The organism is Acinetobacter sp. YH16056_T (assembly GCF_024605895.1).
Taxonomy (GTDB): domain Bacteria; phylum Pseudomonadota; class Gammaproteobacteria; order Pseudomonadales; family Moraxellaceae; genus Acinetobacter; species Acinetobacter amyesii.
The window spans coordinates 2,091,637-2,106,659 of record NZ_CP094545.1; the positions used below are offsets into that span (position 1 = coordinate 2,091,637).

The following is a 15,023-nucleotide window of genomic DNA, read 5'->3' on the forward strand; positions in this document are numbered from 1 at the left end:
ATATAAAGGGCTTATACACCACGCCAATCTACCCGTGCATTCCGTTCTGTTTGGTATATGCGTTGTACATATTGACCTAAAGGCAAATCGCTCAAATAGGCTTTATAAGCTTTGAACTCTTCTGACAAGGTTTCGCCATGCTCTTTTTCCCACGGCGTTCCGACAACCTCTAATAACGGCGCTAACATTGAACACACCGCAATATCGGCTAAACCTAATCGGTCGCCCACAAAATAACGCCCACCTTGTTCAATCAGACGTTGATTTAAATCAACCACAATTTCATCCAGTCGCTCACGTGAAGCCGCAACCTTATCTGTATCTAATTGATAACCCTTAGAAACCAGTGCCTTTATAATCGGTTTTGAATATTTTTCAAACTGACGTAAATAGCCTTTTTCACCAATTAAAATATCAAGTGATTCTTCACTTTCATTTAATACATGTGCCAACCCCCAACGGCGCACATGTTGCCCTAACTCAATGGAGAGTTCATTAATTTCTAAAGCGTCTTCACGCAGTTTGACATCTGGACGGATCAGACTATGTTCGGGGTAGGTCGCATCCAAGTAAAAGGCGATTTGAGTTGAATCTGCAACCCAATGATCTTGATCACGTAAAATCGGTAATTTGTTTTGCCCTGTTTTAAGCTGTGCAAATGCACGATGTACACCCGGCATTAAATTATGAGCCACATAATCCAACTCTTTATGATCGAGTAACCAGCGCGCCTTTTCACAAAAATGTGAGAGTGGAAACTGGTAGAGAGTTCGCATAAATGCTCCAAGTTTTTGTTGTAACTGTAGTTTATAAAACCCAGTAATTTTATAGGGATACTTTAGTCACTGTGTTATTGAAACACAATGTCATTTTTGCACCTATTCTGCATCTGTAGTGCAACTCAAGCATTATTCAGACGTGAATTCATCTCTATCTCTGCGCGATTCAATAAGATATACATTCTCCTGCCCATATCACCTGACTTTATTATGGCTTTCATGTAAAATCATCCACAATTTTTTTATAATACTTTGTGAGTTATTTCATGGGTTTTAACTGTGGTATTGTCGGCCTGCCGAACGTTGGTAAATCAACGCTTTTCAACGCATTAACCAAAGCTGCGATTGCTGCTGAAAACTTCCCATTCTGTACAATTGAGCCAAATACTGGGATTGTACCTGTACCTGACCCACGTATGGATAAACTTGCTGAAATTGTAAACCCACAACGTGTTGTCCCAACCACGATGGAATTTGTGGATATCGCAGGTCTCGTTGCTGGTGCATCTAAAGGTGAAGGCCTTGGTAACCAATTCTTAGCCAACATTCGTGAAACGGATGCTATTGCACATGTTGTACGTTGTTTTGAAGACGAGAATGTCATTCACGTAAATGGCAAAATTGACCCACTTGACGATATCGCAACAATCAACACTGAACTTGCACTTGCTGACTTAGAAGCTGTTTCTAAAGCAATTACACGTCTAGCAAAATCTGCAAAAGGTGGCGATAAAGAAGCGATTGCGACCAAAGCTGTTTTAGACAAAATCTTACCTTTACTGGATGAAGGTAAACCTGCGCGTGCAGCTGACCTTGATGAAGATGAACGTAAATTGGTGCGTGGTTATGGCTTCTTAACCCTTAAACCAACCATGTATATTGCCAACGTTGCAGAAGATGGTTTCGAAAATAACCCTCACTTAGAAGCAGTACAAAAATTAGCTGCTGAAGAAAATGCGATTGTGGTTCCACTTTGCAACCAAATCGAAGCAGAAATTTCATTACTTGAAGACGAAGACCGTGCGGAATTCCTTGAAGCTTTAGGCATGGAAGAACCTGGTCTAAACGTAGTTATTCGTGCAGGTTATGGCTTACTCGGCCTTCAAACATACTTCACAGCTGGTGTACAAGAAGTTCGTGCTTGGACAGTAAAAATTGGTGCAACTGCACCTCAAGCTGCAGGTGTGATTCACACTGACTTCGAAAAAGGCTTTATTCGTGCTGAATGTGTTGCCTACAACGACTTCGTTCAATACAATGGTGAAGCTGGCGCTAAAGAAGCAGGTAAATGGCGTTTAGAAGGTAAAACATACATCGTTCAAGATGGCGATGTTTTACACTTCCGTTTTAACGTATAAAACAGCACCCATAAGAAGCCAGCAATTTGCTGGCTTCTTTAATTTTAGGCAAATGATGAAGCCAAAAAATAAGCATATTTAAAAACTTAAAACCTGCTTAAAAACAAAATTATATCGACACGAATACATGATTTGGTTGCTGAGTCACCACAGTGCAAAGACTTAAATCTCTACCGTTCTGCTATAAATTTACCCATAGGCACTAATGCCTATTTTCATAGAACAATAGCAATGAAAAAAATCAGCACAATTCTAACAGCAGGTATCTTTACAATGCTTAGTGCAACTGCGTTTGCATGTCCACAAGGCACCACACTTACAGGTGGTACAGGTGCAAACCATAAAGGTGGTACTTGTGTTTCCATTGCTAAAGATGCAAAACATCAGGAACGTACTGCTACACATGCAGCACAAGCTGCGCAGCATGATGCAAAAGTCGCTCGACACGATGCAAAACAAGCCAGCCAATTGGCTCAGAGCAAAGTGAAACATAATCAAAAATTAGCAAAACATGATGCAGCTCAAGCACAGCATCTTGCAACACAAGCAAAATCAGAAGCTAGAACTTCAGCCCATGCTGCCAAAGCTGCAAATACTGACGCAAAAGCAAAAATCGCTGCACAAAAGGTCGCAGCGGAACAACATAAAGCTGCTGTGAAATCATAAACAGTTGAGAATTAACACATCGCAAAAAAAAGCCGGAATTATCCGGCTTTTTTATTCAAAACATTTATGGGTGAGCGGTATGTAATGCTTTTGCATCCATCTCAGCACGCTGTCTTCTTGCTTCTGTCAGCATGCGTTGTTCAAGCTCTTTACGAAAGCCGAGTAGAAATACAAACTCAGCTAGGACAAATAAAGGCCCTATTGCCAAGCCAATGACATCATCCATAAACGCAGGCTTTTTCTTTTCATAATAATGACCGATAAATTGGATGATCCAACCCACAACAAAGATCCCCACACTCCAGATCAACCATGACATAAGGCTCATTTTTGCGATCATTAAGGCTAAGGGATATGTGACGGCAAACACCAAAAGCATGATCAAACCGAAAATTTTATCTAAACTCAGGTAATAAATGACACTGGCAATAATCAACAACAATGCAAGAGTCAGTTCAAAACCCGAAATCATTAGCCCTGCTCGTGCGGTTAGACACATAATTGAAAACACAATAAGCGGAATACCCACAAAATGCGTCAGCACATTTTTTCGATCTAAATGATATGCTGCATACTGGCTTAGCAATCTTTCAAGTTTGCTCATTAACTTACTTCTTGTTCATTCACTCATTTCACTATATAAAAAATGCATCAATAAAGTTGTCATCTAATAGACAAGTTGGACCATAAAATAAGGATATGCTGTGCTGGACGCTCAATATGTGCATCAACTCAATAAAAATGTGTGGTATTCAGGCTTAAATATTTCCTTCCAAGACTTTATCTGCCGCCATGCCCTGACCTTAACTTTCGAAAAAGACGCACGTGTTTTTTTATCAGGACAGCGTTTTAATGGTATGTATGCAGTCTTAGATGGCGCAGTTCGCTTAGGCTATATTGATATTCATGGCAAAGAAGCGATTGCCGCCATTGCTGAGCCAATTATGTGGTTTGGCGAAATATCCTTGGTTGACCAATTACCACGCTCTCACGATGCCATCTGTATCAAAAAATCCACTTTATTACACTTACCGGCTCAAGCAATTCAGCAATTATTACAACGACACCCTGAGTTTTGGTTTCATATTGCCCAGCTCACCAGTCAAAAACTTCGCTATGCCTTTATGGAACTCATTGCCTTACATACGCAAAGTTTAAGTCAACGTCTCGCACAGCGTCTGCTGTTTATTTTAAATGGATATGGAAATCATTTGGAAATTGAGCAACACACCATACACATCTCACAGGAACAACTCGCGCAACTGATGAGTTGCTCAAGACAATCAGTCAATCAGGAGCTTCAGCAGTTGGAAAAAATGCAGGTGCTTCGTGTTGCGTTTAAACAAATTGAAATTTTAGATCTAGCGCAGTTACATCAGATTGCTCATGCACTTCCTGTGCATGATGTCTGACATTTGTGATTTAAATAAGTGCATTTAATTGCACCAGAATGATTCTTTATAGTTATTTTGCTTTTATTTGTGGCACTTCGCTTTATCGAGTTTTGATCACGACAATAATTGGCAAACATTTACACTGTCAAAACCATTTGTACATGCTGCAACTTCTTGAGTTGATGCTTCTGATTTGTCTTCAGTCGCTGCTTGTACATTGATCGCTGTAGTCAAAACAGCCAAAACCGATAACTTCATTAATGTTTTTTTCATCTTAATCACCTATTCAATGTCTTTAATTTAACTTACATACTTCATCTTTTACGCAGTAATTTTTACATACTTTATCAAATAATGATAATTTTAATTTTTAATCACATTATCTATACTTTATATTATTAATATTTTAAAGATATTAATTAAAGAGAAGGTCAGACGACTGGCGTTCTAAAATGGGGGGATTTTTTATCAATAAATTTTTCTCAAAAGATATTTTTACTATTCATTATCTATGCTTTATCTATTTAACTTCAGAAAACAACCATGCAATTTGGAATTTAGCTCAATACTACGGCAGCGCACTGATTTAATTTTTATATAAAATAGCGATGATTTTAGGAGGATTTTCCAATCCTCTCTTATAGATTTATTCTTGTTTTTGATATTTTCCAAAAAAAAGCAGTGAAAATTCACTGCTTTGATCGGGTTAAATGCCTACTTTTTTCGGATCGGTATTTCCGAGTTCAGGGTTTTCAATCGCACCTTTGCATTGATTTTTATCACGCTCATAATCTGCTTGCTTCTGTGCAACAGTCGAACTCTGATCAATACTTTCACGTGCCCAAATTTCCAAACTTGTCAAAGCTTTACGACACAGCGCGTATTTGCCTTCCGTAACAGAATCGGTCATTTTGACATTGATACGCCATTCCGTACTCAATTTACGCGCTGGAATACGAACTTTCTCTTCCATCTGATCGACTTGTTTTGCATAAACAATCGGATCGACTTCATTGATAAACGCCCAAGCTTTGGCAGCATACTCCGTTGCATCATTGGTTAATTTAGGTGCTGCTTTAATTTCGACTTGAGCTTGTTCAGCTCCATCATTACCACAGGCCTGCAACAACACCGTGCTGCTCAATAATGAAACAATCAGTATCCCACGCATCTTTAACCTCTGCATATCCGGCTCATTTCAGCAAACATATTCGGCAATATGCTAGTGAATTCGCGTACAATACTCAATCATCATTTGACCTGTTGTTCAACTCTTTCAAAGGTGTGTCGTGTCTGAGCACAAACTTCCTACAGTTCAGCCTGCGGGTTTTTGGCAAGGTGCTAAAGATAGTCAAGCCATTATCTTTACCTATCTTCCTGTTTCTTTTGCATTTGGGGTTTCTGCGACTCAATTTGGCTTCACTGCATGGGAAGCATTATTTTTATCTTGCTCTATGTATGCAGGTGCCAGTCAATTTCTCGTCGTGGCGTTACTGGGAAGTGGAACATCCATTTGGATGACTGCTCTTACTGTAATTGCCCTCGATATCCGCCATTTACTCTATGGCCCTGCCTTACAAAACCTGATTCAAGACCGACTCAATTTAAAGAAAACGGCAGTTTGGGCTTGGGGTTTAACCGACGAAGTTTTCGCATCAGGCATGATCAAACTGTCGCAACGTCGTCAAGAATGGTCGGAATCTTGGATGTTAGGACTCAGCTTATTTAGTTGGCTGTCCTGGGCAACAGGCTCATTTTTAGGCGGTTTATTTGCCGATCAAGTCAGCAACCTTCCACAATTTTTACAAGCCGCACTCGACTTTCTACTGCCTGCATTGTTTTTAAGCTTTTTACTTGCCGCATTTGAGAAAAAACATACATTTGTGGTCACGGTTACAATTATTGTTTCTGCGATTGCCTGCTACTTTATTGACTTGTCTGCCGCGATTTTTATCGGTATTTCTTCTGGTATTTTTGCCGGTTTATTCAAACATTATGTTTTAAAAAAACCTGATCCTGAGCATATGGGTGAAGCATCATGAATCTAGAAATTATCTTGGTCGGGATCTTGGTCGGAATTGTGAATTTTGCATCACGGTTTGGGCCATTTTTTGTAATTCAGAAATTTCAGCAAGGTTCACAGCAGCGTGGTTCTTTATGGCTAAAAATCGCTTTGGGCTCGATTGGCATTGCCGCAATTAGTTCAATGTTGGTGGTTGCAACCTTACCACCTCTGCTTGAAACCCCAAATAAAAGCTTTGCCATGTTGGTTGGATTTGCTGTGCTTGCAGGCTTGTATTTCAAGTTTAAGAAAATTGTACCAGCCACGCTCACTGCAGCACTGACTTACGGCTTAGTCTATACCTATATACCTTTTCATCTCTAAAGCCGAGTCAGCGACAATCCAAATAAAATCTCGAGCACATGCTTATTTATCCTGTGCTTTTTAATCTGCAATATTTATGAGATAGTCAGCATATAACATAAAAAATCTAGCGAAAACCAATAGATGGCAAAGTACCATTTTATTCAAGGCAAAATTTATATTCATTCCTGACAACCATCTGAATTGAACTGGGACTGCAAAAGCCCATAGAAAGCGTATATTTTCAATGCTTCATTCAAAACCAGCTGTTCAGTGGTAATTTCTGCGCTGTACATTGCCAACCTGCAGATCTGATCCGCGCCATTTATATAGAGAAAAATCAGCAACAAAAGATTGTGGGCTTATATAACTGCACACAGCAGATTCTGCTCTTACATCCACGTCGCCTGATGTTTTCACACATATCGATGCCTCGTCTGTTCAGCAATTTTCTGCAGCTGATCGGCTTCTTATTGATTTTTCTATTGTGCATTTTCAGCCTCAGTTCATGGCTCAATTCATCATTTCACCTTCTGTCGGTGGCTACAGACGCGCTTCAATGTGCAAATTTGGATATTGAGCCATTCCCTGCATCTGTAAAAAATGCAGGTATATTTAAAGTGAATTTAAATAAAAACAACTAAATACCACTTTTTAAAGATTTTCACAGGTAAATAATTACACGAACGCATACCCATAAAGATATAAAAAAAATTGTTGGACAATATCATTTATTTATGTGAATACTCGCTTATCTCTCGAACAAGTTCTGCTATGCTTAAATTCCCATAAAATCAAGCATGGATGATTACATGAGCGTCACTATTGGTACTCCACTTCAGTCTTCAGCGTATAAAGTCTTACTGTTAGGTTCTGGTGAACTCGGTAAAGAAGTTGTGATTTCATTGCAACGTTTGGGTGTAGAAGTTCATGCTGCCGATCGTTATGACCATGCTCCTGCCATGCAAGTTGCACATTTTTCTCATACTTTAAATATGGCAGATCCTGAGGCACTTAAAGCCTTAATATCTCAAGTTAAGCCTCATTTGATTGTCCCTGAAATTGAAGCCATTGCGACTCAAGTTTTGGTCGAGATTGAAGAACAAAATATTGCCACTGTCATTCCTTCTGCAAAAGCTGTCAACCTGACGATGAACCGTGAAGGGATTCGCCGTCTAGCTGCCGAAGAGCTTGGACTCCCGACTTCAGCCTACCGATTTGCCAACACACTTGAAGCGTTCCGTGCTGCATGCGATGACATTGGCTATCCAAATTTTGTTAAGCCTGTCATGTCGTCTTCGGGTAAAGGACAGTCACGTGTAAAAAGCTTTGATGAAGTCGATGCTGCTTGGGAATATGCACAAACAGGTGGGCGTGTAAATCAAGGTACAGTGATCGTGGAATCACAAATTGACTTTGACTTTGAAATCACCCTGCTGACTGTTCGTGCTAAAAATGCAGAAACAGGTGAAATTGAAACATCATTTTGCGACCCGATTGGCCACCGCCAAGACGCTGGCGACTATGTAGAAAGTTGGCAGCCACAACTCATGACTGCTCTTGCTTTAGAGGAAGCCAAGCGTATTGCCAATAAAGTAACCATTGCATTAGGTGGATGTGGCATTTTTGGCGTGGAACTGTTTGTCAAAGGCGATAAAGTATGGTTTAGTGAGGTATCACCTCGTCCACACGATACAGGCCTTGTCACTCTTGCATCGCAATTCCAAAGCGAATTCGAACTGCATGCACGTGCCATTCTTGGTCTGCCTGTGAATACTGCTCGACACAGTACTGCTGCGAGCGCAGTCATCTATGCAGGCGTGGATGATACCAATTTATCATTTACTGGCTTAAATCTTGCTTTGGCTAATCCAGACACCGATTTACGCCTCTTTGGTAAACCAGAAGGCTTTAAACGTCGCCGTATGGGCGTAGCAACAGCACGCGCTGAAACCACAGATCACGCGCGTGAACTTGCTCAACATGCTGCACAACAAGTCAGTGTTCAACAAAACTAAGTTTGTAACACCTTAACGGACCACTGTTCATGATCAATACGCTTCCTCTGCTGAATTACATTAAAAGTAACCACGACATTCAGGCGATTAACCAATGGCGCTCAGATGTTGAAAATCAGCTACAGGAATGCTTTGAAAATGGACAGTCGATTCGTGATGTGATTTTGGCTCGATCGAATCTAATCGATGAAGCCTTAAAGTTCTTATGGACACATGCTGAACTCGACCAAACCGATCTCGGTTTGTTTGCTGTCGGTGGCTATGGTCGCCGCGAAATGCTGCCTTACTCCGACGTCGATATCATGATTTTGTCTGAGGATGAAATCAGCCCAGAACAAGAAAAACTCATCTCTAGCTTTATTTCCACGCTTTGGGATGTTGGTAATTTCAAGCCGGGCATCAGTGTACGTACTATTAATGATTGTGTTGCTCAAGCCACCAATGATTTAACTGTGGCAACAGCGCTGATCGAAGCACGTTTGATTGTGGGCAATGAACACCTAGCCAAATGGCCACGCCGTATCGTATCGCAGACATGGACGGATAAAACCTTCTATGATGCAAAAATGCAAGAGCAAGCAAAACGCTATGCTCAACATAACAATACCGAAAGCAACTTAGAACCCGATATTAAAAATGCGCCCGGTGGTATCCGTGATATCAACCAAATCGGATGGATTGCAAAGCGTCATTTCCGTGTCAATCGCATCTATGACCTTGTACATCTAGGTTTTATTTCAGAGTTTGAACTTGGCGTTCTTGAAGAAACAGAAAGCTTTCTTTGGGAAATCCGTCATCATTTACATCGCTTAACCAAGCGCGACGAAAACCGATTATTGTTTGATTATCAACGTGACATTGCCGCTAAATTTGGCTATCAACGTGAAGAAGGTAAATCACCAAATTATCCAATCGAACAGTTCATGAAACGTTACTACCGTAGCGCTCAGCAAGTGACGACTTTGAATGAAATGCTTTTGGCTTATTTCAATGAGTCTGTCATCACGCCACGCTTGCCTGACTATGAACGTAAGATTGAAGAGATCAATGCCAACTTCAAATTAGTCGATGGCAAATTGGCGGTGCAGCATCATAAAATTTTCTCTGAAAATCCAAGTGCTATTTTAGAAATTTTCTACCTCTTGGCGAATCGTCCGGAAATTGAAGGCATTCGTGCCCGAACTTTACGGCTATTGTCTCTTGCGGCAAAACGTATTGATCAAAACTTCCGTGACAATCCTGCACATCAAGCCTTATTTATGGCAATCATTCGCTCACCCTACCGTTTATATGACACCATGGTGGCGATGAAACGGTATGGTGTGCTCGGCAACTATATTCCTGCCTTTGGGCAAATCATGGGACTCATGCAATATGACTTGTTCCATATTTATACTGTCGATGCCCATACCCTGTTATTGCTACGTAATTTAAACCGTTTTAAAGAGCCTGAATTTGCCAAAGACTTCCCTGTCGTTAGCTCAGTGTTTCAACGACTAGCGCGCCGTGACATTGTGTATTTAGCAGCAATTTTCCATGATATCGCCAAAGGTCGTGGTGGTGACCACAGTGAACTTGGTGCAGCGGATGCAATTGATTTCTGCCGTACCCATGGGTTTACTGAACGTGAGTGCAACCTTGTCGCATGGTTGATTCAAAACCATCTATTGATGTCCGTTACTTCTCAGAAAAAAGACATTTCCGATCCAGATGTGGTGAAAGAATTTGCTGAGAAAATGGGCGATATGGAGCATCTCGACTATCTCTACACCTTAACAGTTGCCGATATCAACGCAACCAATCCGACGCTTTGGAATACATGGCGTGCATCACTCATGCGTCAACTGTATACACAAGCACGTGATGTGATTCGTTCAGGTTTAGGTCGTCCTGTAGACTATCCAATGCTGATTGAAGACACTAAATTTGCGGCCAGCGAACTGTTAGTCAATGATTTTGCGCTCTACGATGTAGAAACTGTTTGGCAAGAACTCGGTGATGAATATTTCCTAAAAGAATCTGCCGATGAAATCGCATGGCATACACGCGCCATTTTAAAACATGGCAATAATGCAGAACCATTGGTGATGATGCGAGCACATCGTAAATTTGCACAAGATGCGGTACAGATCTTTATTTACACTCAAGATCAACCTAACTTGTTTGCGACCACAGTGGCAATTATGGACAGAATGAATCTAGACGTTCAAGATGCTCGGATTATCACAGCATCCACTGCATTTAGTTTGGACACCTATGTTGTACTTGACCGTTTTGGCACCTTATTAACAGATCCTGAACGTGAACAAACCGTTATTGAAGCGCTCAAAAAAGCCTTGAGCCAATCTGACAAGTACCCAGGCCTGATGCAACGTCGTATTCCACGTCAACTGCGTCATTTTGATATTGAAAATACCGTGAGTATTTCTTTTAATGAAGCGCTTCAACAAAATATGGTTGAAATTGCGACACTTGACCATCCGGGCTTACTTGCTAAAGTCGGTGGTTTATTTATGATGCAAGGCCTAGATATTCACTCTGCGAAAATTGCGACGCTCGGTGAACGTGCTGAAGATATTTTCTATGTCACTAAAAAAGATGGCTCACCTATGAGCGATTCAGAAGCAGAAACGTTTGCTGCACAATTAAAGTCAGCACTCGATGAAGCTTCGAATCAGGTTTGTAGTCATCATTAACTTAAATTGATCGGTATCCATTCCATGAACTCCAGTTTGTCATTATTGCACCCTTATCCATTTGAAAAGCTAAATAAGCTATTTCAGGATGTGAAACCCGCAGAGTTGCCTTTGATTCCCCTATCGATTGGTGAGCCAAAGCATCCTGCACCGGAGTTTGTGAAACAGGCCATTATTGATAATTTTCAACACTTATCAACTTACCCAAACAGCAAGGGTTTACCTGAGCTTCGCACAAGTATTGCAAATTGGTTAACCCGTCGCTTTAAACTCAATAGCATCAGTGCAGACACCAACGTCCTGCCTGTATCAGGTACACGTGAAGCGATCTTCTCGTTTGTACAAGCTTTGGTTAAACGTGAAGATGCCCCTTATGTGGTGATGCCAAATCCGTTTTACCAAATCTATGAAGGCGCAACTTTACTTGCGGGTGCAGAGCCTTACTTCATCAACTGTACAGAAGAAAATAACTACCTTGGCGACTTTGACGCTGTACCAGCTGAAGTTTGGGAAAAAACCGCTTTACTGTTTGTCTGCACACCGGGTAATCCTACAGGTGCGGTACTTTCTAAAGAACAGTTTAAAAAACTGATTGCTCTGTCTGACCAATATAATTTTGTGATTGCATCTGATGAATGCTACTCAGAGCTTTGGTTTGATGAAGCGCCTGTTGGTCTGCTTGAAGTTTGTGCTGAAATAGGCCGTGATGACTATAAAAACTGCGTGGTATTCCACTCACTGTCTAAGCGCTCTAACTTACCGGGTATGCGTTCTGGCTTTGTTGCAGGTGATGCTGCGCTTTTAAAACCTTATTTACAATACCGTACTTATCATGGCGCTGCGATGCCTGTTCAACACCAGTTAGCTTCAATTGCAGCTTGGGATGACGAAGCACACGTCGAAGAAAACCGCGTACAGTACCGTGCAAAATTTGAATTATTCCAACGCGAACTGGGTCACCTACTACCATTACAAAAACCTGATGCTGGGTTTTACTACTGGTTAAAAGTCGATAATGATGAAAGCTTTGCCAAAATGCTCATGGAAAAAGCACACGTTAAAGTGCTTCCAGGCCGTTACTTATCGCGTGATACAGCACAAGGTAATCCGGGTGAAAACCATGTCCGTTTAGCCCTTGTTGCCGATATTGCCCAATGTGAAGAAGTAATTCGTCGCTTAAAAGCAGTACTTTAATTGATGTAAAGCGCTTTGCTTATAACAAAAATGCCCCAAATTTGGGGCATTTCTATTTGAGTCATTTCTTAACCATCATTTAGTGAAAATCATTTAAGAGTATTCACTTTGAAACAATCATTGAGAAATCACTGAAAACCATTAGAAATCAAATGTAGCACTCAATTTAAATGTTCGAGGTTCGCTGAGTGACAAATACGTATAGTCGTTCACCGATGCAGAGGCCCAATAATCTTTATCTAAAACATTAGTCACAGTAAAATTCAAACTGGTGGGTATATTCTTGATTTGCGTTTTATAGTTTGCACCCAAATCTACACGTGTCCAATCTTTAAGTTTCAATGTGTTGGCATTGTTTGCATAAGTTGAACCCGTATAGACAACACGCCCATTTACACTCACATCTTGCTCAATCGGTAGTTTCCAGTCCGCTTCGACATTGGCTTGAAACTCCGGCACACCAATCACACGATGTCCATCAAATAAATCTTGGTATGTGTCTTTTTGCTCGGTATCAATCCAAGTTGCGCCGCCCAATATTTTGATTGAATCTGTTAATTGACCATAGGCATTAAATTCAAGCCCTTGGTGAATATTCGTCGCTTGACTGATTTGTGCAGTCCCTGAGCTATTCACTGAGGCTTTTTGGCGATCTGTATAGAAATAATTCAATGTTCCGCCAATCAAGCCATTTTCATATTTCACGCCCAGTTCTTTTTGTTTCGAGACAAATGGATCGGCAATAAAGTTATTACCTTCGCTATCCAAAATCGCTTCGCCTTGCACCAAAGCTTCGATGTAATTGGCATACATAGACCATTCAGGCGTTAATTTATAACTCACACCTAATGCCGGAGTAAGCTGATTTTTATTAATATTGTATTTATAGGTTCCGTAAGAATATACGTCTTGATCAACTTCCTGATAACGCGCACCCAGCATGAGGGTCAAACGATCATCTAACATCGAAATATTGTCGCCCAAGGCAAAACTTTTCAAGGTACTGACACCTGCTTTTGGATAAGTCCCTTCTACCCCCAACCATTTGTCAATGTTAGAATCTTCGGTATAAATCGGATCATAAAAACTATCATTCAAACTGGTGGCATAACCATAGCTATAGCGTTTATCTGCACGATATAAAGAACCAGAAGCGACCACTTGATGTTTTAAAGCACCTGTTTCAAATTTAGTTTTGACACCCAATTCTGCTGAGTGATTACGATCTTTACGTGGAATCATCGATGCAGAAAGTTTTGCCGTTCCTGCTGCGGTATCACTTAATTGTTGGCTTGAGTAAACACCAGCTTCTTCTGATTTGCGGAAACCATATGCGGCATAGGCTGTTGTTGCATCGGTTAAGTCATATTCTGCTCGTACACTTCCGAATAAATCTTCTTCGTTTGAATAAGTCCATGCTTGACCATGATAATTAGCATACTGAGCAGCACTCGGAAGCTGTGTAACTGCATTGGTTAAACGTAAACTTGGTCGATTTTCTGAAAGGCGGTTATTGTTATATCCCAAATCACCAGATAGGCGGAAACGCTCCCCTTTGTAGTCCGCAGCAATCAAAGCCAATCCAAGTGCTTTCTTTTCTTGGTCAATCTCGGTTCCGCCATCATTGTAAGCGGTATTGACCCGCACTCCAAATTGATCACCTGTCCCAAAGCGACGTGATACATCCGATGCCACATAGGCACCATTGAAGTTTGTCCCCACCGTCACACGTGTTAAGGGATCATTACTGGCACGTTTCGGAAGTAAGTTAATTGACCCACCTATGCCTGTTCCACCTGGGATTGCACCATTTAAAAATGCCGAAGCGCCTTTGAAGACTTCTACCCGCTCAAACAGTTCTGTTGGAATATATTGGCGTGGCAATATGCCATACAGGCCGTTATATGCCGTATCATCTGATGCCAGTGCAAAACCACGAATAAAATAAGCTTCTTGAAAGTTCCCATAACCTTTGGCCGTACGCACACCCGCATCTGCTTGTAGCACATCGCCGACGCTCTTCGCTTGGCGGTCTTGAATATATTGCTGGGTATAACTGGTGATATTAAATGGTGTTTCTAAATTTTTCTGATTACCGAAAATACCCACTTTACCGCCCGTCGCAACTTGCCCCCCTGCATAAGGCTTCATCAAGCCATTTGCAGAAGCATCCGCACTGACGACCACATTAATGGCTTCTAGCGTTTGAACTTCAGTAGTATCGATATTGGCAGCGGGATGTTCATTTTCAGCGATTTCATTCGCATAAACATATGTAAACCCTTGTGTAGCACACGCCATCATCACACAGAGCTGCTTCATTTTTAACATTGGGAGAGTAATCCTAGAAAATACGCCCATATAATAAATGATAGTGATTAGCATTTACTCTTTCATTTCATTATTTGCGATGCTTTTTATTTATTACTTTTTATTTTTTAATTGTAATTTTTTATTAAGCTCAACTTAACGAGTTACACTCACCTGATTGCTGAAGAGTGTTTTCATTCATCAAATACACCGATATCAAGCAAGTTAATAACACTTGGGAAA

General features: G+C 40.9%; 13 protein-coding genes. 8 read left to right on the forward strand and 5 right to left on the reverse strand.

Features of this window, described 5'->3' with window-relative positions; translation table 11 throughout:
• Positions 1-11 precede the first annotated feature (11 nt).
• On the reverse strand, positions 12-776 hold the full coding sequence (locus MST17_RS10405; RefSeq protein WP_168379640.1) for a glutathione S-transferase family protein: 765 nt from the start codon (positions 774-776) through the stop codon (positions 12-14).
• A gap of 269 nt (positions 777-1,045) precedes the next feature.
• Between MST17_RS10405 and ychF the strand changes: the two genes are divergently transcribed.
• Both ychF and MST17_RS10415 read left to right on the forward strand, forming a co-directional pair.
• The gene (gene ychF / locus MST17_RS10410; RefSeq protein ID WP_078189045.1) at positions 1,046-2,137 is read left to right on the forward strand and encodes a redox-regulated ATPase YchF; all 1,092 of its coding nucleotides are present in this window, start codon (positions 1,046-1,048) and stop codon (positions 2,135-2,137) included.
• A 231-nt stretch (positions 2,138-2,368) separates the two neighbouring features.
• Positions 2,369-2,803 carry a hypothetical protein gene (locus MST17_RS10415; RefSeq protein WP_257224046.1) on the forward strand — a complete coding sequence of 145 codons (435 nt, stop codon included), beginning with the start codon at positions 2,369-2,371 and terminating at the stop codon, positions 2,801-2,803.
• Between the two features lie 64 nt (positions 2,804-2,867).
• On the opposite strand, the gene MST17_RS10420 is transcribed toward MST17_RS10415, so the two are convergent.
• Positions 2,868-3,407, reverse strand: coding sequence for a DUF962 domain-containing protein (locus tag MST17_RS10420; RefSeq protein WP_078189046.1), 540 nt, complete (start codon positions 3,405-3,407; stop codon positions 2,868-2,870).
• 100 nt (positions 3,408-3,507) lie between these two features.
• Here MST17_RS10420 and MST17_RS10425 point away from each other — a divergent pair, with 100 nt between their 5' ends.
• The gene (locus tag MST17_RS10425; RefSeq protein ID WP_180027231.1) at positions 3,508-4,215 is read left to right on the forward strand and encodes a Crp/Fnr family transcriptional regulator; all 708 of its coding nucleotides are present in this window, start codon (positions 3,508-3,510) and stop codon (positions 4,213-4,215) included.
• Positions 4,216-4,311: 96 nt separating this feature from the next.
• Here the strand turns inward: MST17_RS10425 and MST17_RS10430 are convergent, their stop codons facing one another.
• Complete coding sequence (locus MST17_RS10430; protein WP_257221543.1) at positions 4,312-4,470, reverse strand: hypothetical protein; 159 nt, start codon at positions 4,468-4,470, stop codon at positions 4,312-4,314.
• A 433-nt stretch (positions 4,471-4,903) separates the two neighbouring features.
• Positions 4,904-5,383, reverse strand: coding sequence for a hypothetical protein (locus tag MST17_RS10435; protein WP_180027232.1), 480 nt, complete (start codon positions 5,381-5,383; stop codon positions 4,904-4,906).
• Positions 5,384-5,486: 103 nt separating this feature from the next.
• Between MST17_RS10435 and MST17_RS10440 the strand changes: the two genes are divergently transcribed.
• The 5 genes from MST17_RS10440 (at position 5,487) to dapC (ending at position 12,470) form a co-directional block, all read left to right on the forward strand.
• Entirely contained in the window at positions 5,487-6,239 is a 753-nt protein-coding gene (locus tag MST17_RS10440) for an AzlC family ABC transporter permease (protein WP_078194362.1), read from the forward strand.
• Positions 6,236-6,583 (forward strand): L-valine transporter subunit YgaH, encoded by a 348-nt coding sequence (gene ygaH / locus MST17_RS10445; RefSeq protein ID WP_180027233.1) that lies wholly within the window; start codon positions 6,236-6,238, stop codon positions 6,581-6,583. Before MST17_RS10440 ends, ygaH begins: the two co-directional genes overlap by 4 nt.
• A 791-nt stretch (positions 6,584-7,374) precedes the next feature.
• Positions 7,375-8,580, forward strand: a complete 1,206-nt coding sequence (gene purT / locus MST17_RS10450) for a formate-dependent phosphoribosylglycinamide formyltransferase (protein ID WP_078194365.1) — start codon at positions 7,375-7,377, stop codon at positions 8,578-8,580.
• 29 nt (positions 8,581-8,609) lie between these two features.
• Entirely contained in the window at positions 8,610-11,276 is a 2,667-nt protein-coding gene (gene glnD, locus MST17_RS10455) for a [protein-PII] uridylyltransferase (protein WP_180027234.1), read from the forward strand.
• Positions 11,277-11,300: 24 nt separating this feature from the next.
• A complete protein-coding gene (dapC, locus tag MST17_RS10460) occupies positions 11,301-12,470 on the forward strand; it encodes a succinyldiaminopimelate transaminase (protein ID WP_180027235.1) in 1,170 nt (389 codons plus the stop codon).
• Positions 12,471-12,611: 141 nt separating this feature from the next.
• Here dapC and MST17_RS10465 read toward each other — a convergent pair whose 3' ends face one another.
• Positions 12,612-14,801: a TonB-dependent siderophore receptor gene (locus MST17_RS10465; RefSeq protein WP_180027236.1), complete on the reverse strand. Its 2,190-nt coding sequence runs from the start codon at positions 14,799-14,801 to the stop codon at positions 12,612-12,614.
• Between the last annotated feature and the right edge of the window lie 222 nt (positions 14,802-15,023).